The following is a 23097-nucleotide window of genomic DNA, read 5'->3' as shown; positions in this document are numbered from 1 at the left end:
TTAAATAATAAAAGAGAGATTAGATTTTCTAATCTCTTTTTTTATTTCTCTATATAATTTTTAATATTTTTTATAACCATATTTATGCTTCCATCACCATTTCTCACAATTTCAAATTTAGAGTCATCATGATAAGCTTCATCATCAATATATAAGTCTATTTCCTTATCTATTTTAAGTCTAGTTCTCTTCATCTTTTTTTCGATCCAAAGTTTATCAACTTCAACATCATTCTCTAAGCCATGACCTCTTACAAAGGTTGTAAAATCATTCTTTAGTATAGGCTCTTCTTCATTAAATAACTCACGGGATAATTCTTCTATATTTATAATTTCCTCTTCTTTAAGCTTATTCTTTATTTTACTTCTTATACCTTCAGCTTTTTCTGCATCTTCAATAATATTATTTCTAGTCCACTCTTCTGTTGCCTTTACAAAAGTTTTTGTCATATCTCTTTCATTTTGAAAAACTGTGCATCCTAAATAATTATCTACAAAGTAATTTAAAGATAAATAATCATCTTCTGAAGATTTCTTTTTCTTATCTATTACCATAAGATTAACCTTTTGATCTTCTCTTATAGGTTTTATAAATGCACACTTTTGAACTTTTTGTCCTGATGCTGGAAGTCCTGCTGCCTGTTCTACTATTCCTATTCCTATTTTATCATGGACAAAATCAACCTTATGAGTAAAGTTCTTTATGTAATCCATTTTTAAAATTCCTAGCATAGGTCCTTGATCTGTGGATATTGATACTGTAAGTAAATCACAACTTGGAATATTTATATTTGCCTTCATAATATAAAACATCTGTCTTGCTAGTTCCTTAGAAACTTCCACTATATCATTATTAACTCCATTTAAAAAATCTTGAGAAACTTCCTTAACTATATGTCTTTCTGGATTAAAAACAGCATACTTTAAATCTTCACTTTTTAACCCCTTTTCTACATGCTTATATATAAACTTATAAATTTCATCTGTTAACTCTAATTTATACTCATTTAATATAGGTTCATCACTGTTACTGTCTAATATATGTATAACAGCTTCTATTATATTTATATCATTTACGTATTCCATCTTTATCCTCCCACTTTTCTTAAATTTGACACATCTTATATTTTATCAAAGTATAAAGGAAAAATCACCATACTATTCTTTTCTCCCTTTAACAATTTGTTTATAATAGTATTATAAAGAATTTGGAGGTAGTTTAATTATGAAAGAACTTGAAACACGTATTATAGATATAGATTTTGAAAAGATAAGAGAAACATTAAATAAACTTGGGGCAGAAAATGTAAAGCGTGAAAATCAAACAAACGATATTTTTGATTTTCCAGATAGAAAATTATTAGATAAAAAAGGTTATGCAAGAATAAGAACTGTTGAAGATCTTATAAACAATAAAACAGTTTATTTTATGACTACAAAAAAAATGCTTAGCCAAGATAAGTTTAAAGTAATGGAAGAAAATGAAACAATCATAGAAGATGGAGCTATGGGTAAAAATATCTTTAAATCTTTAGGATTAGAATTATTTGAAACTATAAAGAAATATAGAGAAAGCTATAAATATAAAGATTCATTAATAGAAATAGATATTAATGACCCATCATTTTGTCCATTTCCATACATAGAAATAGAAACTTCTTCTGAGGAAAAACTTAGTGAAATTTTAATAGACTTAGGCTATTCAATGGAAGATACAACATCTAAAACAATTTATGAAATTTTAAAAGATAAAGGTATTTCCCCTGATTCTAATAAAAAAGGACTTTAGATAATAGCCTTAATTTATAAAAATAATTATAAAAATACAAGTAATTTTCTCTGAAGAAAAATTTATTTAAAGAAAAATACATTATATAGTTTTGTTTTTTTTAACAAAGCTATATAATGTTCTCTAATCCCCTTTTTATTTAAATAACTTAATCTATATAATAACTTAATAGTCTCAAAATCATAAAAAATATAATTAATCTCCATAAATTATATATTTTTTATTTAATGATTATATCCTAGTTATAAACCTAAGTAAATTGCTTTATTTTATTATTTATAAATTTAAAAAATCCACTTCCCTTTTTAGGTATAGCAAAGCTATTATGGTGGTATCTCTTTTCATTTACTATATCTTGACAAAACATTTCTAATTCTATTTCTAATTGATCATATTCTAAATCATTATTTTCTAAACCACTTTCCCATAGATTTAATTTAGCTAATACTCCTATGCCCTTCTGCCAAACAATATATTTCTTGTTACATATCTCCATGCAGTTTTCTAATAATTTTTCTATTTTTTCTACTCCACTTAAAACTTCAATATCACCATTTAAAATAGCTGAAAACTTTATTTCTTTATTATGCTCCTTATTCTTATTTTCCTCTCTAATGGCCTCTAAAAACATTTTTGATATTCTATTAAACTCATCTTTTCTTAATGAAGTAATAAAAATCACATTATCACAATTTCTAATTTTATCTTTTATTCCATCTAACTCATTATCACTTAATAATATTTTAGTACATTCTACCTTACCTAATAACTTTTTTTCTATATAATTTGCTATATAATAGGAATTACTCTTTTCCCCTTCATAACTACTAATAAATAATAATAATTTTTTCACCAAACCACCTCCCATTATTTTACATTTTAATTATATAATATTTTACAAAATTTGTATATTGAATAAATAAAAAAACAAGTTATATTTAGTAATAGTTTACTAAATATAACTTGCTTTATAATAAATTTATTATGTTAATCTTAAAGAACTCTTCTTGCTCTTCCTATTTTACTCCATGGAACAGATGTAATAGAAACAAATTTACCTTTGTTAGGAGCCTCTATCCATTGACCATTTCCTATATACATACCTACATGGCCTAAATTACTAAAGAATAATAAGTCTCCTGGCTTAGCATTACTTGGAGAAACTTCATATCCATTGTTTATTTGATCCCAAGTTGTTCTTCCTAAACTAATTCCAGCTTGTCTAAAACTCCATTGCATTAATCCAGAGCAATCAAAAGCTCTGTAATTTCCATTTAAATAGTTTGATGGTATATCATAAAATCCTCTTGCAGCATGATCTGGGAAAGTTCTTCTTAAGCTACTTAATAAGCTTGAAGTTAGTGTTTCTCCAGCTCCTCCATAAATATATGGAGAACCAATTTGAGATTTCATAATACTTAAAACTTGTTCATATTTACTTTGGTTAACTTGTCCGCCACCTGTGCTTCCATTTTGGCTTGAACCTAAATTTTCATTTACGCCTCCATTTGAACCTTCATTTGAAGATACTATTTTAACATAATCTTCATGTAAATAACCAATTTTTCCATTATAATTTACTTTAAACCATCCTGAAGAAGTCTTTCCCTGTAAAGTAAATCTTTCATTAGGTAATAAATATGCTAAAACAGAACTACTAGTACTAGGTTGACTTCTAAGTCTTAAATTAGTTGTTACATTTACAACCTTTCCAGCTTTTCCATTATAAGATTCATCTAAATTGTTATTTTGGCTTCCACTTTGGTTATTATTACTTCCACTATTAGAACTTTCGTTTCCACTTAATACTTGTACATAATCTCCATGAACATGTCCTTTTGTTCCTTGTGCATCAATATTATACCAAGCTCCATTTTTACCATTTATCTTAAAAGTTTGTCCTGCACTTAATGATCCAACAACTGAGCTACTTGTACTTGGTGATTGTCTAATTCTTAAAGAAGTACTTACATTTACAACCTTACCAGTTTTTCCTGCTAATGAAGTATCCATTCCTGAGTTATTTTCTGATGATTGTCCATTATTTCCTGATGATTGCCCACCATTATTTGAACTATTTTCACCTACTTGTACATAATCTCCATGAATATATCCTGTAAGTCCATTTGCATTTATATAATACCAACTTCCACTTTTACCCTTTATCTCAAATGTCTGACCACCTCTTAGGCTACCTACAACTGAGCTACTTGTGCTTGGTGATTGTCTAACTCTTAAAGAAGTACTTACGTTTACAACAGTACCCTTTTTCCCAGCTAATGAAGTATCTAAATTTGAATTACTTCCACTATTATTGCTGCTACTATTAGAATTTCCACTTACTTCTTTAACATAATCTCCATGAATATAGCCAACTTTACCATTAGCATTTATTTTATACCATGAACCTTCTTTTCCATCTATATTAAAAATTTCACCATTAGTTAAATATCCAATAACATCACTGCTTGTATTTGGACTCTTTCTAATTCTTAAATTTGTACTTACATTTATAACTTGTCCTTTTTTTACCGATCTAGTTTGATTATTCTCTTCTAATTGATTAGAATTTTTATGTTCTGTTGCATAAGCATTTTCACTGTGTGCTGAAACAACACATACCGTTGATACAGCAAAAATCAAAGCTGCTATCTTATTCCTATTCATACACAATCCTCCCTAGTAGTCATATTAAGCCCTGCCTAAAATAATTCTTCACCTTCTATAATATATTCTTTAGTAGAATTTATCAACAAAATAGTTACAAAAAAATATCAAAAATAACAAAAAAAGAAGTTGCCCCTATTTAAACTGGACAACTTCTATGTTCTATCATCTTTCTACACTCAACAAATCATCAGATTTTTCAACAATATATTTATAAGAATCTATAACCCCTTGTATATAAAATTGTGCTCCTAAATTTTCTACAAAAAATCTTATAAGTTTATCTAACTCTTCATCATCTAAACTTTCATTTTTTTCAAGTTTAAAATATTTTAAAAGTTCTTCTTTCAAAAAATCTTTTTTTTCTTTAGAAATATCAAAATTATTATTTATTGTAACGCTACCTTTCTTATTGTTATCTATAATAATATCACTTATAAAAAAACTAGTGTAACAATGCCCTTGCTTATCATAATAATCTTCCTTATTCCCATAATATCCTTCTTCAACTTTATTTAAATCATTTTTATTCATACAAATTCACGCCTTCTAAATAAATTTGGAATATATCCCATATAATACATTTTATTCACCAATCATATTAAAGTTACTTAATATATTATTTTAATCTTTAAGTTTTTATCATTAAGGAAATTATAAAAAGATTTTAATTTGTGATTATATAAATTAATTTTGTAAATAATAAATTTGAGGTGATTTTATGTATAAAGCAATTGGTATAAATATGGATAAAGAATACAAAGCCTTAAGAAAAAAATCTAAACGCTTTGTTCCCCCATCTCATTATAGAGATAACTATTCAATGAATAACTCTAAGGAAGATGACTTAGAGGATTATTCATTCTTTGATTCTATGGAAGATTTAAAGGATTGTGCTAACTCTAATGATGAGAATTGCAAAATAAGATCTTGTCTATTAAACAAAGAAATTCAAGTAAATAAAAAAGTTCTTATTGCATCCTGCATAGGAGCTGCAGCAGGCATTATAGGTGTAACCTGTGCAATGAAAAAAATGAATTCAAAATCAAACAAAAGTCTTTTAGCAGCTGCTCCTTCTTTAATGAAATTTGCTAAAACTATGCTTTAAAAAGTAAAAAGAAGCCACATAAAACTTTGTGGCTTCTCTTTCATTTAATAATTAAAATTTATTTTAAAATTCTAAACTTTTAATTTCTTAAAAGTTCTTTTAAACTATATTCTAATTAGTTTTTACTATTTTATTAAAAATGCAAATTCCCCTTCTACAACACTTAATAAATCTTTTGGATTCATTTTTATTTGATGTCCTATCTTTCCTTCACTAAATATTATAAAATCTAAATCTTCTGCACTCTCATGTATAAATGTTTTATAGTTCTTTTTCATTCCTATAGGGGAACATCCACCACGAATATATCCAGTATATTTCATTATATCCTTAACTGCTATCATTTCAACTTTCTTTTCGCCTGCTATCTTAGCAGCATTCTTTAAATCTAATTCTTCTGCTACTGGTATAACAAAAACATATAACTCTTTGCTTGTTCCTTGAGCCACTAATGTTTTAAATACATTTTTCTCATCTACTCCAATTTTATGAGCTACTGAAATTCCATCTATCTTTCCATCTTCACTTTCATAACTCAACATTTCATATGAAACCTTTTTAGAATCTAATATTCTCATAGCATTTGTCTTAAGCTTCTTATCTTTTGCCATAATTTTCACCTCTTAAACTTAAATCATTTATAATTATACAATAAAACACTTAAAATATATAATCCTAAAATAAAAAAGACTAAGATTATATAATCTTTCTACACTTTATACATCCACTAGACTTTAGGAATTAGCTTAAATACCCTTTCCTAAATTTCCCTTTTAGTGACCATACCATTTCTATACTTAGCATGTATTTCCTGATGACATGAATTAAATAAAGAAAACAGGAAGCTTATCCTTAATCCAAGCTTCCTGCTTTCCTTTAACTTTATTATGTGATGTACAACATAAGTAACTCTTATTCTTACTTAAACAAACTTTGCATAATCCTAAATCTTTAAAAATAACCTTATGACATTCTTTAGAATTATGAAAAGCTTGTTCATCTTTGTCTTTTCTTCTTAACTTATAATTCTTAGGTATATCATTATTTTTATTAAATGAATACTTACTACAATATGTTTCATTTAAGTTAATAAGTTTATTGCATCCACTATAATTACAAACCTTTTTAATTTTTAATCTCTCCTAATAGATATTTTAGTGCTTCTTCAATATCTTTATTTTCTTTAATTAAATTTTTATTTTTTCTATATTTTTTAAGGAATTTAAATATACTCTCCATCTGTTTTGTATCTAATGGTAAAAATTCTTTATCTGATTCTATAGTTTCTACATCAATATCATCATCTATAAAATCCCAATAATCTCCTAAAAGTTCTTCTCTTGTATATATTGGAATAGGTTTGTTTATAGTGCAAAATAAAATATCTTTACACTCATCTCCTAATATATTTTCTACTAAAAAATATATGATTTCTTCAATATTATAATTTGTTTCAATCATCTTTTTATTTTTAATATAATAATCATATATATTCTTTATAGTTCCTATATTTTTATTTGTATCATAAATCATTAATTCATATATTAAATCTTTTATTTCTGGCTTTATATCTGGAATTATAATTTTAAAGTTTTCATTTACACTTTCACTTTCAAAATTACATTCTCTTCCCCAAACATATTCATAAAAACTTTTTTTTACTGAGATAATATATTCTAATATCTCTGTATAAACTATAATATTAATTCTTCTTAATTTTTCTCTTTGCTCATCCTTTTTCTGATTTTTAGAATACTCAATTGAAATTAAAACAGCAATTATTGTTGCATACACTCCTATTAATGTAGTTACTACAGTTGCACAAAATATAATCCATTCATTAACTTTAAAATAATTACCCCATATCTCCCAAATGCTAAACAATACAAAATATATAAATGTTAACATTAATATTAACGCTATTGTTATATTTTTTATAATAGTTTTTTTCTCCATTTAATCACCCCAATATTAAATTATATATTATTGCAATATTAACCTCAACAACTTGCAAATAATACCCCATAGTACATATTGTGTTCTTTAAATGGTTTATATTTTTCTTCTCAATCCCTATATAGTGTAAAGTTATTGAAGGGTCAGAATGATTAAGTCTCTTATTATTTCTACATAATTCATATCACCGCCTCACATATAATTAAATTTAAAAGTAATATTTTTATCTATTACAAAATTAAAAGAACCTACATTTGATGGAAGTTCTAGTATTTTAAATTATATATATCTATTTATTATCTCTTTTCTCTCTCTAAATATTTTTCTGCTATAAGTTTCATTTCTAATTTTAAAAAGAATTTTATTCCCCTTTCTTGAGATAATATATTGGTAAAACAATTTGTTGTTTTAGTTTGCAAAAAAATATCCTCTATTGTTGTTTCAAATAAATTTGAAATTTTATATGCTAAGTCTAAAGAAGGTTTTCTTACTCCCTTTCCTATAATACCTAAATAACTAGTTGTAATACCTAAAATACAAGCTATTTCTTTCTGAGTAAGACCTTTTTAAGTCTTAAAAATAATATTTTATTTTTCATAAGTCCACCTCTAAACAACTTATCGTTGTTTATTCTCTTATGCTAATACAACAAATAGTTGTTTGCCAAGTTTTTTTGAACATTTTGTTGTTTTAGGTGAATTATACAACTTTAAGTTGTATAATTATATTGATAATGAAAGGTGGTTTTTATGTTAAATAATAGATTAAAAAGTTTAAGAAATGAAAAAGGTGCATTACAAAAAGATGTAGCTGAATACTTAAAAATATCTACAAGTGCCTATGGTTTCTATGAACAAGGAAAAAGAATTCCTGATGTTGAAACTTTAAATAAACTATCTGATTATTATAATGTTTCTATAGACTACCTTTTAGGCAAATCAAGTATTAAAGAATCAGCTGAAGATATTATTAATGATAATAGTTTAACTTTAGCTTTACATAATGATAATGATATCGATGGTGAGCTTCCTGAAGAAGCTAAAAAGGAAATTAAAGACTTTATTGAATATGTTAAACATAAATATAAAAAATAGAATTTAAAAGGAGATTTTTATTGAACGAATATACATATACAATCCCAAATAAGATTATTCCAAATAAAGGTGTCTATGAATTTGTAAATATTCTCTATTCTACTTTCAAAGATAAATCTAACAGTAAAATTTCTTTATTATCTGAAAATACTAAGTTCATAGATCCATTATTAATGGCACCACTTGGATTAGTATTAACTAAATTAAAGTTAAGAAACAATTACATTGTTTTCAATAAACTTAATAAACTTAATTACTATACTCTTAATAGTTGTGGTTTTTTAAAACAATCTCAGCTTGATCCACATTTAATATATACAAAATTACTTTTATATAAAACATTTAATTTAAAAGATTATTTAAAATTCAAACAATTTTTAAGTGATGAGTTATTAAATATTTCTGATAAAGATTTAGTTGATACTATTATCTCGCATTTATCTGAACTATTTGAAAATGTTAGAATGCATAGTGGAATTTCAATAAACTCGACATATTCTCAGGATATTTTCATAAGTGGATATTATGATGAAAAAACTAATTATATTAATTTTTCAATTTGCAATATAGGAGATACTTTTAAAGATGTAATATTATCAAAACGTAAAATAAACTATGAATTTGATTATGAATATATAAAATGGTCTTTAATACGTTCAAATACAACTAGAGATTTAACTACTCCTGGTGGCTTAGGTCTATTCATGATTTATGATTTTATAAAAAAATCTCATGGTAATTTATATATATCTTCTGGAAAAGGCTATTGTGAGATAAAAAATAATTCTGATGATTATTATGCTGAATTCTCTTCTCCATTTCCAGGAACTTCAATAAGTTTAAGTATTCCAATTGAAAAAATATATAAAAAAGAAAATTTAAATTTAAATACGATATTTAGTATTTATGATATGTTTAAGGAGGATTAAGAATGTGTCTACTTTGTTATTTAGATAGCTATAACCAACACAATATACGGGAAACAATCCAATTACGAACAGATAGATTTGAACATGCATTAAATAGATATAAATTACAATTCTTACATGAATTTAAGGAAAATATCAAATCTGACTTGTGTGAAATACATAATTCAAAAGAAAATTATGCTTTATTGGAATTATTAAAAAACATACCTCCAATAGAAATAAATAATTTCTTTGATACATTAGAAAAAATTTATTTATTTTGGATTGATTCCAAACCTACTAAAGCATTAAATTTATTTAAAAACTTGTTAAAAAATCATAAAATTTTATCTTTAAAATATATTATTGATGAAAAAGTTTTGTTTAGAGGACGTCAATGTGAAAGCATTCTTTCTCATTGGGATATGTTTCATATTCCATTTAATAAAAGATATTTAATAGGTAATCAACGCTATTCACTAGTTGGACAACCTCTCCTATACTTAGCAAGTAGTCCTCTTTGTGTAATATCTGAATTAAGAAATTGTGATAATATAAAGATTTCTTCATTCAGAATAAATAATGCATCAAAAAAATCAAACGTTTTAAAATTATTTGATAATTCTTTTAATCTTTTAAAATTTATTAAAGTAAATAATGAAAACCCATTAAATGAATCAATAGATCAAATGATAATAGATGACGATTTTAATCAAGATGGTATAAGAAAATATTTTTTTCAGTATTTATTAGCTTGCTGTTGTAGTTTTAAAACTTATGCTGCTAAAAGAAAGTTTACATTCTGCGAGGAATATGTATTACCACAATTATTAGCTCAACTAGTAAAAGAAACTGGATTTGATGGTATAGTTTTTAATTCTACAATTTGTTATGACAATAAATATTTTTCCAACAATCCACAATTATATAACTTACTATGTAAAAACTTTTGTGTTTTTACTAAATATAATCATAGAAATTCTCATGATATAACTTATGTTTATGATAAAATTTTATATAAAAAATTTATAATTTCATCTCCATTGATGTGTGAATCTAAAATTTGTGATAATATTTCAGTTTTTATTGAAGAAACACAAGCCTTGCTAATAGATTTTATAGGTGCTATTCTTAATTTAAAAGATTATATATATTATTTATCAGTTTCTAGTAACTTTCTATTATATATTCAACACTATAAAATCTTATTAAAAAACATAAATAAATCTAATAATTTATCTAAAACTGAAAAAACTATACTTGAAAACTCAATAAAGTTGCACATATTGTCAATAAGAAATATAATATTTAATATGAGAGATGAAATTAATCTCAAGGAGGATTGGTTATGGAATTAAAGGTTTTAGAGGAATTAAATACTTCTTCTGCAGTATCTTCCGAAATTGGAGATAAACTTTATGAAAAATTATGCAATATTGTTAAAAATAATGAAAAAACTAAGGATTTAATAATTGTTGATTTTAATGGTATAGATGATTTAACTACTGCATTTTTAAATAATAGTATAGGTAAATTATTTTTGAATTATAATACTAAATATTTAATGGATACATTAAGATTTTCAGGTTTAAAAAATTCAAATCATATTAATTTATTAAAATTAACAATCTTTAATGCAATAGAAAACTCACAAAGTTAAAGCGATTAGTAAAACTAATCGCTTTTTTTTATCCTCATAAGAACATACGTTCGACTTTTCCGCATATAAATGTTATAATTATCCTATAAATAGATAAAATGGATGGTGAAACTAATGAAAAGTTTAAGTGATATTTATAGTTTAATTGAATATGAGAACATAGCATTAGAAGAAGTTTATTTTAAATCATCTAATATTGAAGTTATCTATTTTAAAGTATCAGAAATGAATCCTATAATTGGAATACATAAAAATTTACTCACTGATACTAGAAAATATATATCTGTATTAGCTGAAGAACTTGGTCATCACTTTACTTCCTCAGGAAATTTAACTTCTGAATGTATAACTTACTCTGATAAACTTAATAGAAGTAAACAGGAAAAAAGAGCTAGAATATGGGCTTCTAATTTTTTAATATCTGATAATGAAATAATTGGAGCTATACTCCAAAATATAAATACTATATATGGACTCTCACTCCATTTTAATGTTACAGAAGAAATTATAAAATATAAGTTATTATCAATCTACCTAAAAGAAGATAAATTTAGAATATCTAAATTAATGATTATAGAAGATGAAATTATTTATAATTCTTGTTCAGTTTAATGGAGGTCTTACTATTAAAAAAGTTGCTATTTATTCAAGAAAATCTGTTCTAGTTGAAGGATCAGTATCCATAGAAACTCAGATTAATATGTGTAAAGATTACATAAATAATAAATTTCCTAATGCTAAATTTAAAGTTTTTGAAGATGAAGGTTTTTCAGGTGGAAATACTAATAGACCTGCCTTTCAAAAAATGCTTAGAATGGCTCAACTAAATGAAATTGATATAGTTGTTTGTTACAAAGTAGATAGAATTGCTAGAAATACCCTAGACTTCTTAAAAATATTAGAACTATTTAAAGAAAATAATGTTGAACTTATTTCTATAAGTGAAGGTTTTGACCCAAACACTCAAATGGGAAAAATTATGTTGACACTATTAGCTAGTTTTGCTGAAATGGAAAGAACTAATATTCAACAAAGAGTAAAAGATAATTTATTATCTATAGCAAAAAAAGGTAAATGGACTGGTGGCTCCCCTCCTACTGGATTTAAAAGTGGTTTAAATGGTGGACTTGAATGGAATAAACAAGATATGATTTTAGATGTTTTTAATATGAAATATGAGAAAGAAAAAAACTCTAATATTATTAAATATATAAAAGAAAAATATAATCATAATTTTCTTGGGGGAACTTTAGCTACCACATTAAGAAAACCTATATATGTTAAAAGCTCTCCCTCTGTATATTTATACTTAAAGACTAAAGGCTATATAGTTCAAGGTGATGAAGATAATATACATTCATATCTAACATATACAGATAAGAAAATAGCTATGATTTTAAATTTAATTCTTCTGCAACTGGTATAACAAAAACATAAAGCTCTTTGCTTGTTCCTTGAGCTACTAATGTTTTAAATACATTTTTCTCATCTACTCCAATTTTATGAGCTACAGAAATCCCATCTATCTTTCCATCTTCACTTTCATAACTTAACATTTCATATGAAACCTTTTTAGAATCTAATATTCTCATAGCATTTGTCTTAAGCTTCTTATCTTTTGCCATAATTTTCACCTCTTAAACTTAAATCATTTATAATTATACAATAAAATTCTTTAAAAACTAAGCTTAACTTTATATTAACTCAGATAAAGTTAATATAAATTAAGATATTTTGTGTCCATATTTTCAGTATATAATATCAAATCTTATTGAACCCAAATTCTAGATTAATGGTAAAATACACTAATTATAAACTCTTAAATCTAGTAAGATTATAAAGATCATATATAAATAATTTAGAAGCTAAAACACAAACTCATCTAACCAAAGCTAAATTAATTAAGCTACATTATTATCTAGATTTATTCTATTTATTTACTTCCAGGTGGTCATTTATGTCATTCCTTTTCTACACATATAAAAAGAAATGCTTTCATAATAAATTTATTATAAAAGCATTTCTTTTTATTTGTTTAAATCTTCAAATATAGCTTTATCATTATTTGAAAATTTGTTTAAATCATTTGATTGTATAAGATTCCCATTGGCATAGTTTAATTTAGTATAACCTTTTTCGCCTATAGTATAAACATACGGTTCTATTTCTTTATAATTTGATATAATATCAATAGCGTCCTGATTTTTAGTATCATACAAATCTAATTTTTTATTGAAATTTTCAGATGGCAAACTGTCCATCTACACCAAAGGATTCAATAGTATCTCTATCTCCTGTAGAAGAGTATCTAGGCACTTCATTATTTCCACAAAATAGAAATAAAAGAACAAAGCTTAAAGCTATAAATATTAAAGAGATTTTTTTCATTTGTTCCTTCTAAAAAGTAATTTTAAAAATAATTAGCTATTATATTAATATACTATTATCTTCTATATAATTATAAAATAAAGCACTTAAAATATATAAGCATAATAATTCTAAATTAAAAGCACAGTTAAAAACTATGCTTTTAATTCAGAATACTTACACTTATAATACTTTTACACATATAATGCTAATTTAAATGCTCTGTTTTTATCGCCGCATTAAATCCATCTTCAAAGCCGTCTTTAATATCTTTAAATCCGAAAATTAAAAATAAAACTATTACAATTAAAATTCCTATTACAAATTTCTTTTTTATATATTCCTCCCAACAAACCATATATTAACATTATATTATATTATTGTAAATAAAAAAAGAATAAGTAAGAATTAACCTACCTATTCTTTTAATATTATTCCCAAATATTAATTTTATAAATTTATTAAAACACCTTATTTTTATTTATCTTAGTAGAATTTTATAATCCATTTTTAACTACAAAATCTGTTACTTCCTTTGTTAAATCCTTAAAAGATCCGCTATTATCCACTGTAAAATCACATAAATCAATTATTTTTCTTGTATTCTTTTCAAGGTCATCTTGTGAATTTTGTTCATAACCATCTCTACTCTTTAATCTTTCTATTCTTACTTTCTCATCACATTTAACCCCCAATGTTTTGAAACCGCTCTTTTTCCAGAATTCAAAATCCTCATATGTTCTTCCACCAGTTACTATTATAAGTTGCTCATTATCTATATCCTTCATAGATTTCTTTTTAAATTTATCTAGTATTTTTCCTAATACATAATAACTTAAAAAGTCCTCATCTATTTCCTTAAGTTTTATAGCCGTATCTACATAAAATTCTCTTTTTTTATTTTCCCACTTATCTGTTGCTAAAAATATACATGACATATCCCTAACTAAGTCTCCTATATTAAAGAAACTAACACTTTTTTCTGAATATTCATTTATAAGCTTAGCCACAGTATCTTTTCCTGAACCTTTTTCTCCAAAAACTATTAACCCCTTCATATTATCAATCCCTTTCTTAGTTATAAGATTACATATCAATTATAACATTTATTGGAATTTTTAAACATCTTATTTTATTTTAATTATTCTTTAAAATTTAAAACTCTTTCTTCTCCATCACTTCCAGCATGGGAATTTTCAAATACCTCTCTTGCATTATTTATAAATTCCTTTGGATCATTAATAGATGGACTAAAATGAGTTAATAATAATTCCTTTACCTGACCCCTTTTAGCTAAATTAGCTGCCTCCTTAAAAGTCATATGTTTATTTTTTATAGCCTTATGCATATCCTCTTCACTTCCATAAGTCCCTTCACATATGTATAAATCACTTTCCTTTATAAAACCTGGTATATCCTCTGTAGGTCTTGTATCTGTTGTGTAACTTAGTTTTATTCCCTTTCTTTCACCCCCTAAGACCATATAACTATAATATTTAACTCCATTTAAACTAACTTCATCATTTCTTTGAAGTTTAGACCACACTTCCTTTGGAACTTTATTCATTAAAGCTTTCTCCACATTAAATTTTCTTCCTCTCCTTATATTAAAAGAGTATCCTAAACAAGGAAAAGAATGGTCTAATTCTAGAGTTTTTATACTTAAATCTGAACTTATTTTTTCATTCAATTCAACTAATTCCATTTTTTCTTTTTTAACCATGAATTCTAAATTACTTGCATCTTCTAGTATGTTAAGTTTATATGGAAGATGTGGGAGGGTTATTAAAAATCCATCTATAACCTCTTTTATTCCCTTAGGTCCTATTATATATATATCCTCTGTTCTTCCACTATTCCCAATTGTAGAAAGTAATCCTGGTAATCCATATATATGATCTCCATGAAGATGACTTATACAAATAATATCTATACTTTTAAATCCAGTTCCATTTACCCTCATAGAAACCTGCGTGCCCTCTCCACAGTCTAAAAGAATTTTTCTCCCCTTGAAATTCATAACAACTGATGATAAAAATCTATTTGGCATAGGCATGCCTCCCCCTGTTCCTAACAAGGTTACATTTAACATGTTAATCAATCCTCTCTTTCTATAACTAATTATATTATATAGCAAAATAATATTTATTATAAAAAAAGACCAAAATCAAAGATTCTGGTCTTTTTCTTATTTTTTTATTTCTCTAATTTCTGCTTGTTCTTAAAGTTATTGACTTCTTACTAGAAATTTCTCCATTTGAATACTTAGCAGCTATTTTAAAGTTGTAAATTGTGTGTCTATTTAAGCCTTTGAATTTATAAGTTGTCTCATCAGCACCAACTTCTCCAACCTTTTTACCATCTTTATATAAAATATATCCTTCTAAACCTTCAGTTGTCTTCGGAGCTTCCCAAGTTACATTTACATATTTTCTACTAACCTCTGAAGCCACAAAGTTTTCTACTGGGTTAACAATTATCTCTGCACTACCTTTGCCTACTGCTACCTCTCCACTTGTTAATCCTAATTCATAAACCTTTCCATTTTCTCCATCACCTAAGTTTGCTGAAATTACTTCAAAAATTTCTCTTTCTGATTCACTCTTAGGAGTAAGTGTTGCCTTTACTAAGTTTGCAGCATTTTCTATAGGATTTCCTAAACTAGCAGCTAATATTTTTACTACGCCTGGTTCTAATTCTTTATAATTTACTAAAACTCCATCTATTCCATTTGTAACTTCAACTAAATCAAATACTTCTTGATTATATTTTAAAGTAAATTCTGCTGCATAAGCTGATAAATCTTCTTTTATTTCATTAGCACCTAAGAAAACATCAAAATTCTCATTTACTTTAACACTTTCAGGTAAAGTTAAGAAACTTTGACCCACATTTTCCTCTGGAACCTCTAAAACTTGATGAACATTTAATTCAGCAGCTGAGGCAAATCCACCATGACCAGCTTTAGCCACTAATCTTACATGAGTAGCTTCTACTGGATCAAATTTTAATACCTTAGTACTATGGTCAGCAGTCCAATCTCCCTCTAAAACCTTTGTAAAGTTTTCTCCATCAGTACTAACTTGGAATTCATATCTACTTATACTACCATTTAAGGCATCTTGTCTTGGCATATAAGTAAATTTATTTATATTATAACTTCCACCTAAGTCTAAAGTAATGTGTTGAGGTAATGCTTCTACAGGACTCCATTTAGTATGCCATATAGTACTTTCATCTCCATCTATAGCAAAATCAGCTATTCCCTCTGATCCTATATTAGGATGCTCACTGCTAGCAGTTGCACTCATTTGCTCTTGAGGTATAACTGTAGGATCTACAATTTTATGAGCACCATCCTTAATAGTAATTTCATCTATGCTACCCTTAAAGGAATTAGTTGAACTTCCTATTTTATCTAAAGGTAAAATAAATGTTCCTACCTTACCACCATTACTCTTATTTATAGTTTCTATAAATTCTCCATTTACATAAAGACTTGTTTTATTTAATTCTCCAATGAAGGTTAACTCAACCCATTCATCTTCTGGTAATTTATAATTAAATGAATAGTCATATCCTTCTCTTGAGAAACCAACATTACCAGTTTCTTTTTGACAAGCCTTTAATACCCCTGTGTTAGATTCTGATAATATTTGCTCACTATAATCTCCATTTGCATCTTTCTTCACCCACATAGAAACTGTATAGTCTAAACCTTTGTTATCAATTGGAGTATCAATATAACTTTCTCCTCCACTTAATTTAATTCCTTTTCCTTCTTTACCTTCTACAGATTCTACATTTACTCCTGTAGCATTATATTCATTTCCAGAACTATCTTTAATATTTTCTGTAGCCTCGTCTTCAAAGTCATAATCAATTACAGTTTCAGTTTTAGATTCCACATCATAAGTTAAGTTAGAATCTGGAACATCACTTACTTTGTCTACTCTTTCTTTAAACTCTTCAAAGCTTGTTTCACTATCAGGTGCCGCCCACATTTTTTCTGATAAAACTTGAGCTGCCTGGAATGATCTATCATAAATATCTCTTTCAGATATTCCATTGGCTTTTTCATCTATCATATCATTCCATACAGCAAACATTCCTCCCTTTAATTGAGGATGTCCTGCTGGAAGTTTGTAATCTGAAGCAAATCTTCTTGGTTCCCACTCATTATATAAAAATCTTGTGTTAAGATAGTTATTATAGTAACCTGCTTCTGGAACTATATAAAGATCTGCATCCTGTGTATTTAAAATATCATATCCTTGATTTATCATATTTCTAGCATCAGCATATCCCCTATACCATATATTCATAAGGACTCCATCGCTAGTTACAGGAGTTTGTCCTGGGAAAACATCTAAACTTCCCCATAGTCTTGGATTTCTACCATAATCATCTCTTACTCTTTTAAGATATCTATCTGTAAATGCTCTAAATTCTTCTTTTTTCTCAGGTGCTCCCTTATACTCATCTGTTCCAATATGGAAATCTTGATCTCCAAAGACTGGATTTTCTCCTCCTAAATATTCATCAAATAATCCATCTACAAAATCATAAACCTTTGGATTACCTACATCTAAATAAGTTGCATCTCCTCCTGTACCTAAGGCTAAAGATTGATCATAGCGAGTAAATGCTAAGGAGTGAGCAGGAACATCTATTTCTGGAATAATTTCTACTCCATGATCCCCAGACTTTTCTATAAATTCTCTAAATTCTTCTTTAGTATAACTTCCATCTGTTGCTGTTAAACCTGGATATGTTTCAGATTCTAATCTAAAAGCAGCATAAGCAGTTTCCCAATTCTCATTATTAGTCCAAATATAGTTATCACTTAAATGAACTTGGAAGTTATTTAATTTGTACCAAGACATAGCTTCCATAAACTGCTCTAAATAATCCATTGTAAAGAATTTTCTTCCAACATCAAGCATAAATCCTCTATTTTCATATCTTGGGAAGTCTCTAACTATTCCTTTTTGAATAGTTTCTCCATTTTGCTTTAATATTTGAAGTATTGATCTAGTTGAGTAGAAAGCTCCTGTATTGTGAGTAGCTTCAACTTTCACGTACTCATCTACATACATATAATATCCTTCTTCTCCAATACTCGTATCTTCACAATTTAAAGTAAAATAAAAATCTCCTTCTACAGGTGAACTTGAGTAAACTATTTCAATTGGTTTACCAACTATCTCCTCATAATCAGATTTAAATTCACTTGCAGTTTTGCTTAGTTCATTTTCATAGGTAGGATCAATAACTATTCTTGAAGAATCTCTTATAGTAAAGTTTCCATCTTTTCCAACCCATTCTCTTAAACTTGGAACTACTTCTGGCTTAGTATTACTTCCTAAAGAACCAGAATATTTACCAGGTACAGTTATTTCAATACCAGTAGTTTCTCTTTTTAGACTGCCTTTTTTTATTTCAAAATCCACAACTACCTTTGTATCTACTAAAGGTTCATTTATGGTCATATCATCATTTATTATTTGATTATAATCTGCCCCAATAAATTTTATCTCAAACCCTTTTGGAACCTCTGGCATTTGAAGTTTAGAGTCCCCCTTATTTATAGTAGGAACTTCTAATGAGTTTAAAACTTCATCTAAATCACCAGATGAAGGAATCTCTCCATTATATATCTCTACTTCATATAAAGATACTGCATTCCATACTGATGGATTATTTTTTTCACAATAAACTCTTACATACCTTGCATTTTCTTTTTCACTTAATTCTATAACCTCAGTGCCACCTTTTCCAGCTTCGTTTCTATGAACTGTTTTCCAATTTTCATTATCATTAGAAGTTTGAATTTCATAGACCTTAGCGTTGGCAGCTTCCCAGAATAATCTAACCTTGTCAAAAGTGCTTTCCTTTTCTAGGTCAATAGTTATCCACTGTTTAGCACCATTAGAAAATCCTCCACTTGACCATCTTGAATTTCTTGAAGATGTATCTCCATCTACAACTTTATCTGGAGTAAGTGTATTAGTTTCTGATGCTGATGCCGTAGCAGTTTTATTTAAAGCAATATTAACTCCTATCTCTGTTTCTGGAGGAGTTACATTTTCCTCATTTTCGTTATCATAAACCTCAACTTCATATATTGATACATTTCCCCATTCATGAGTTGTATCTTCACAACTAACTCTTAAATAATTAGCAGTTATATCTTCTCCAAGATTTATAGACTCTTGATTTCCTTTCCCCTCACTAGTTGCGTAAACTTCTTCCCAAGTTTCCCCATCATTAGAAACCTCTAATTTATAATTTCTTGAATATGCACCATCCCAAAGTATATCAACTTGATCAAAGGTTGTTGCTTCTTCAAAATCAATGTATATCCATTGTGGTACACTTCTTGAACTAGCCCACCTAGAATTTCCTGGCTTAGCATTTGGATCACTTGGCTTATCCTTAATACCATCAGTTATTAATTCTGCACCCCATTTGTCATTAACTTCTCTTGAAGAGGCAACAGTTTTTTTGTTTAAAGCTAAATTAACTTTATCTGACTTATTTAACTCAGAAGCAAGAACAGATAATCCATTAACTGAAACTATACTTGCTGCTATTCCACAAGCTATTAACCTTTTCATCCTCTCTCTATTCTTTAACAAAATTCCACCCCCAAATTTTCACACTATTCTAAGTACCATATTTATTCAATACATTAAATATATATGAATAATTTTTAATATATATGTTGATTAAATTTTATTTTCTACTCTTATTTTTTACTAAAAACATCCTTTATAATTTACAAAGCCATTATCTAAGTGATAAAATCAATTTAGTGCAATATATTAATCCTATGGAGCGTGATATTATAATGGCTAAACGTACAAAAACGCCAAACTACATAAAAATAGCTATTGATATAGCTAATAGAGTTTTAAATAATGATTTTAAAGAAGGAAGTAAAATTACAGGTCGTACAACCCTAGTTAGCATATATAAAGTTTCACCAGAAACTATAAGACGCTCAGTGGCCTTACTTAAGGATATGAACGTAGTATCTGTTAATGAAAAAAGTGGAATAATCATAAATAGTAAAGAAAATGCCAAGGACTTTTTAAGCAAGTTTAAAGCTCAATCTGACTTTACAACCCTAAGTAATGATACTTATAAAATATTAAAAGCTAAGAACGAATTAGACAAGCAACTTGAAAAAAACATAGAAAATATAATTGAATTTGCTACGCAACTTAGGAATGTAGGGACTGTTATACCCTTTGAAAGCATTGTTGAAAGTGAAAGCTTTGCTGTTGGAAAAAGCATTGGAGATCTAGACTTTTGGCAAAATACAAAGGCAACTATAATAGGAGTTAAAAGAAAAGGAGAAATGTTCCTTTCTCCAGGACCTTATTTCAAAATAATGGCTGATGATATAATAATGTATGTTGGTGAAGATGAAGTTTTAAAAAATGTAAAAAACTACATATCAAATAATGAATAACTAAAAAAGAAGTATGATATGACCTTAAGAGGATATATCATACTTCTTTTTTTATAAATAACTACATTCTTTTTCCTTTAATGATCTTTTATCAAAAGGATTTGTAATTAAGGCTTTTAAGAATAATTGTGGATAATTAGCTTTTAATTGTTTCATGTACTGAATCCATTCAAAGGTTAAATACTTATAAGCAACATTTATATCTTTTGCTAAATGTTTTATTTCATACTCTTCTAATTCATGAGAACATCTACTACTTAGTTCTTCTCTTAGATGTAATATTGACATAAGCATGTCTGAAAACTCTTCATGCTCTATTAACATGGGATTAGTTATTAAGTTTATAACTAAATCCTTTTGAGCATTTAATTTCTTTTCTAAAGCTATTAAGTCCACCTTTTTAATATCTATATCATACTCATATTCATCTACTAATTTTTCTAAATTCTTAAATTCATTTTTGTTCCATTCCTTAGTTACTAAGGCCTCTTTAGCAATTATTTCTGTATTATCATCTGCATAAACAAATGTATTTAAAATATCTGTTCCTAATTCACTAAAAAATACTCCTATAAGCATACTTAGCTTATCCCTTAAATGCTCTTTCTCCCTCTTTTCAAGTAATTTATCAATTACTAAAGTAGTAAAGAATACTTCCATAGGTATAAAGGCTATATCTGCAAAAAGAAATATTAGTGTATGATGTAAATCTTGAAATATAAGATAATGCACGTAATGTAAAACTAGTGATAACCCTATTAATCCAATTCCAATCATAAGAAACTCTTTCTTTTGTTTGCTCATTCTTGTCCTCCTCATTTAGTCTTAAATATTCTCAATTAATAATGTCTAGATTTTTATACTATCATATTATATCCCTGATTTAAAAGACCTTTTACACTTTTTTTAAATTCAACTTACAAAAATAACTTGCTATAAAAGCTGTTATTGGCACTGTAAGTATAATTCCTATACTGCCTGCAAGGCCTTGTATAACTTCTATACAAAGCACATCTAAATTTAATATTTGATTTTTACTCATATTAGAAGCATATAACATTATTATTGTATTTAAGGACCCTCCAGCAAAAGCTAATATTAATGTATTAGCCATTGTTCCTATTATATCCTTTCCTATATTCATTCCACTTTTAAATAATCCCATTTTATTTAAAGTATCATTAATATCATTTATTTCAAAAATTGATGAGGAAATAGACATAGCAACATCCATAACTGCTCCTAAAGATGCTATTAATATAGCTGCAAACATTATTCCATGAATATTTAAGGAGGTATTTTCAGCTATATACATCATACTTTCAGCTTCTTCCATACTAATACCTGATAAATTTGCAAGTTTTCCAAAACTTATTGCTATTACCCCTGATATAATTATTCCACTTAAGGTTCCTAAAATAGCAGTAAAAGTTTTTTTATTTATTCCAGAAACTAAAACCAATGTAACAATAGTACTTATAAGCGCTGAAAAAATTGCTGCTAATATTGGATTTACCCCTCTTAACATTAGTGGAATCATTAAAAATATTATACAAACACAAGTAAAAAACAGTGAAACTAATGATTTTATTCCCTTTACTCCACCTACTCCAATTATAACTATTACAAATAATAGTACTAGCAAAAATATTATGTTACTTCTTTTATAACTATAAACAGCTATATCTTTTATTTCATCCTTCTCATAAAAGAAACCTAGAATTACTTTAGTATCTTCCTCAACTGGCATATTGTATATTCTGCTAATATTATTTACGATTTCATATTCCTTACCCTTTTCTGGTCCCTCTAAAATTTCTATGACTATATTTTGATATCCTAGCTCTATACCCTCTATGTATTTATCTCCTTCTAACATCTCTTTAGTTATTCTCTTTACTTTTCCTTCATAATATTGCACATTTTTATTTAGTCTATCCTTCATAAATCCATTATCAAATATAAATCTTGAAAATCCTATAATTAAAAAAGATATTAAAACTGTACTTATAATAAAAATAATACTCTTTTTACTATTTTTCATAATATTTCTCCTACTACCCTAACTT

23 protein-coding genes and 1 pseudogene are annotated in these 23097 nt (G+C 26.7%); 9 read left to right on the top strand and 15 right to left on the bottom strand.

What is annotated here, in order from left to right; genetic code table 11:
* Positions 1-41: 41 nt before the first annotated feature.
* Positions 42-1085 carry a nucleoid-associated protein gene (locus I6G60_RS08620; RefSeq protein WP_003469802.1) on the bottom strand — a complete coding sequence of 348 codons (1044 nt, stop codon included), beginning with the start codon at positions 1083-1085 and terminating at the stop codon, positions 42-44.
* 139 nt (positions 1086-1224) lie between these two features.
* Here I6G60_RS08620 and I6G60_RS08615 point away from each other — a divergent pair, with 139 nt between their 5' ends.
* Positions 1225-1788 carry a class IV adenylate cyclase gene (locus I6G60_RS08615; RefSeq protein ID WP_003469797.1) on the top strand — a complete coding sequence of 188 codons (564 nt, stop codon included), beginning with the start codon at positions 1225-1227 and terminating at the stop codon, positions 1786-1788.
* Positions 1789-2038: 250 nt separating this feature from the next.
* Here the strand turns inward: I6G60_RS08615 and I6G60_RS08610 are convergent, their stop codons facing one another.
* The 3 genes from I6G60_RS08610 to I6G60_RS08600 form a co-directional block, all read right to left on the bottom strand.
* Positions 2039-2641 carry a hypothetical protein gene (locus tag I6G60_RS08610; protein ID WP_042262674.1) on the bottom strand — a complete coding sequence of 201 codons (603 nt, stop codon included), beginning with the start codon at positions 2639-2641 and terminating at the stop codon, positions 2039-2041.
* A gap of 140 nt (positions 2642-2781) precedes the next feature.
* Entirely contained in the window at positions 2782-4455 is a 1674-nt protein-coding gene (locus I6G60_RS08605) for a C40 family peptidase (protein ID WP_110016217.1), read from the bottom strand.
* A gap of 165 nt (positions 4456-4620) precedes the next feature.
* Positions 4621-4989 carry a DUF2164 family protein gene (locus I6G60_RS08600; protein WP_003449139.1) on the bottom strand — a complete coding sequence of 123 codons (369 nt, stop codon included), beginning with the start codon at positions 4987-4989 and terminating at the stop codon, positions 4621-4623.
* Between the two features lie 187 nt (positions 4990-5176).
* On the opposite strand from I6G60_RS08600, the gene I6G60_RS08595 reads away from it, so the two are divergent.
* Positions 5177-5563 carry a hypothetical protein gene (locus I6G60_RS08595; protein WP_011010406.1) on the top strand — a complete coding sequence of 129 codons (387 nt, stop codon included), beginning with the start codon at positions 5177-5179 and terminating at the stop codon, positions 5561-5563.
* A gap of 125 nt (positions 5564-5688) precedes the next feature.
* On the opposite strand, the gene ybaK is transcribed toward I6G60_RS08595, so the two are convergent.
* From ybaK to I6G60_RS15395, 3 genes are all read right to left on the bottom strand, one after another.
* Entirely contained in the window at positions 5689-6174 is a 486-nt protein-coding gene (gene ybaK / locus I6G60_RS08590) for a Cys-tRNA(Pro) deacylase (RefSeq protein WP_110016216.1), read from the bottom strand.
* Between the two features lie 514 nt (positions 6175-6688).
* On the bottom strand, positions 6689-7519 hold the full coding sequence (locus I6G60_RS08585; RefSeq protein ID WP_110034787.1) for a hypothetical protein: 831 nt from the start codon (positions 7517-7519) through the stop codon (positions 6689-6691).
* Positions 7520-7815: 296 nt separating this feature from the next.
* A complete protein-coding gene (locus I6G60_RS15395) occupies positions 7816-7938 on the bottom strand; it encodes a hypothetical protein (RefSeq protein ID WP_257261388.1) in 123 nt (40 codons plus the stop codon).
* A gap of 330 nt (positions 7939-8268) precedes the next feature.
* Between I6G60_RS15395 and I6G60_RS08575 the strand changes: the two genes are divergently transcribed.
* The 6 genes from I6G60_RS08575 (at position 8269) to I6G60_RS08550 (ending at position 12607) form a co-directional block, all read left to right on the top strand.
* Positions 8269-8613, top strand: a complete 345-nt coding sequence (locus tag I6G60_RS08575; RefSeq protein WP_110034788.1) for a helix-turn-helix domain-containing protein — start codon at positions 8269-8271, stop codon at positions 8611-8613.
* A 20-nt stretch (positions 8614-8633) separates the two neighbouring features.
* A complete protein-coding gene (locus I6G60_RS08570; protein WP_110034789.1) occupies positions 8634-9542 on the top strand; it encodes an ATP-binding protein in 909 nt (302 codons plus the stop codon).
* Between the two features lie 2 nt (positions 9543-9544).
* Positions 9545-10879: a hypothetical protein gene (locus tag I6G60_RS08565; RefSeq protein WP_111744233.1), complete on the top strand. Its 1335-nt coding sequence runs from the start codon at positions 9545-9547 to the stop codon at positions 10877-10879.
* Positions 10870-11181, top strand: a complete 312-nt coding sequence (locus I6G60_RS08560; protein WP_110034791.1) for an STAS-like domain-containing protein — start codon at positions 10870-10872, stop codon at positions 11179-11181. Before I6G60_RS08565 ends, I6G60_RS08560 begins: the two co-directional genes overlap by 10 nt.
* Positions 11182-11295: 114 nt before the next feature.
* Complete coding sequence (locus tag I6G60_RS08555; protein ID WP_110034792.1) at positions 11296-11793, top strand: ImmA/IrrE family metallo-endopeptidase; 498 nt, start codon at positions 11296-11298, stop codon at positions 11791-11793.
* A complete protein-coding gene (locus I6G60_RS08550; RefSeq protein ID WP_223932452.1) occupies positions 11762-12607 on the top strand; it encodes a recombinase family protein in 846 nt (281 codons plus the stop codon). Before I6G60_RS08555 ends, I6G60_RS08550 begins: the two co-directional genes overlap by 32 nt.
* Here the strand turns inward: I6G60_RS08550 and I6G60_RS08545 are convergent.
* The 6 genes and pseudogenes from I6G60_RS08545 to I6G60_RS08525 form a co-directional block, all read right to left on the bottom strand.
* Positions 12573-12806, bottom strand: a pseudogene (locus I6G60_RS08545) (Cys-tRNA(Pro) deacylase); the annotation flags it as partial. The gene I6G60_RS08550 and the pseudogene I6G60_RS08545 overlap by 35 nt on opposite strands.
* A 402-nt stretch (positions 12807-13208) precedes the next feature.
* Positions 13209-13433, bottom strand: coding sequence for a hypothetical protein (locus I6G60_RS15270; protein ID WP_223932453.1), 225 nt, complete (start codon positions 13431-13433; stop codon positions 13209-13211).
* Positions 13423-13569 (bottom strand): hypothetical protein, encoded by a 147-nt coding sequence (locus tag I6G60_RS15265; protein WP_223932454.1) that lies wholly within the window; start codon positions 13567-13569, stop codon positions 13423-13425. The genes I6G60_RS15270 and I6G60_RS15265 overlap by 11 nt, the downstream gene beginning before the upstream one ends.
* Before the next feature lie 476 nt (positions 13570-14045).
* Complete coding sequence (locus I6G60_RS08535; protein WP_110016215.1) at positions 14046-14606, bottom strand: AAA family ATPase; 561 nt, start codon at positions 14604-14606, stop codon at positions 14046-14048.
* Between the two features lie 83 nt (positions 14607-14689).
* Positions 14690-15640, bottom strand: coding sequence for a ribonuclease Z (locus I6G60_RS08530; protein WP_110016214.1), 951 nt, complete (start codon positions 15638-15640; stop codon positions 14690-14692).
* Positions 15641-15752: 112 nt separating this feature from the next.
* The gene (locus I6G60_RS08525) at positions 15753-20189 is read right to left on the bottom strand and encodes a discoidin domain-containing protein (RefSeq protein WP_111744234.1); all 4437 of its coding nucleotides are present in this window, start codon (positions 20187-20189) and stop codon (positions 15753-15755) included.
* Positions 20190-20401: 212 nt separating this feature from the next.
* On the opposite strand from I6G60_RS08525, the gene I6G60_RS08520 reads away from it, so the two are divergent.
* A complete protein-coding gene (locus tag I6G60_RS08520; protein ID WP_003449118.1) occupies positions 20402-21028 on the top strand; it encodes a TrkA C-terminal domain-containing protein in 627 nt (208 codons plus the stop codon).
* 51 nt (positions 21029-21079) lie between these two features.
* On the opposite strand, the gene I6G60_RS08515 is transcribed toward I6G60_RS08520, so the two are convergent.
* On the bottom strand, positions 21080-21832 hold the full coding sequence (locus I6G60_RS08515; protein WP_003460038.1) for a hypothetical protein: 753 nt from the start codon (positions 21830-21832) through the stop codon (positions 21080-21082).
* A 91-nt stretch (positions 21833-21923) separates the two neighbouring features.
* The gene (locus tag I6G60_RS08510; RefSeq protein ID WP_110016212.1) at positions 21924-23072 is read right to left on the bottom strand and encodes a YibE/F family protein; all 1149 of its coding nucleotides are present in this window, start codon (positions 23070-23072) and stop codon (positions 21924-21926) included.
* Positions 23073-23097 lie beyond the last annotated feature (25 nt).

This window comes from Clostridium perfringens (assembly GCF_016027375.1).
In the GTDB taxonomy this organism is placed as follows: Bacteria; Bacillota; Clostridia; order Clostridiales; family Clostridiaceae; genus Sarcina; species Sarcina perfringens.
The sequence above is the reverse complement of the archived record's forward strand: the minus strand, read 5'-3'. Positions and strand labels throughout refer to the sequence as shown.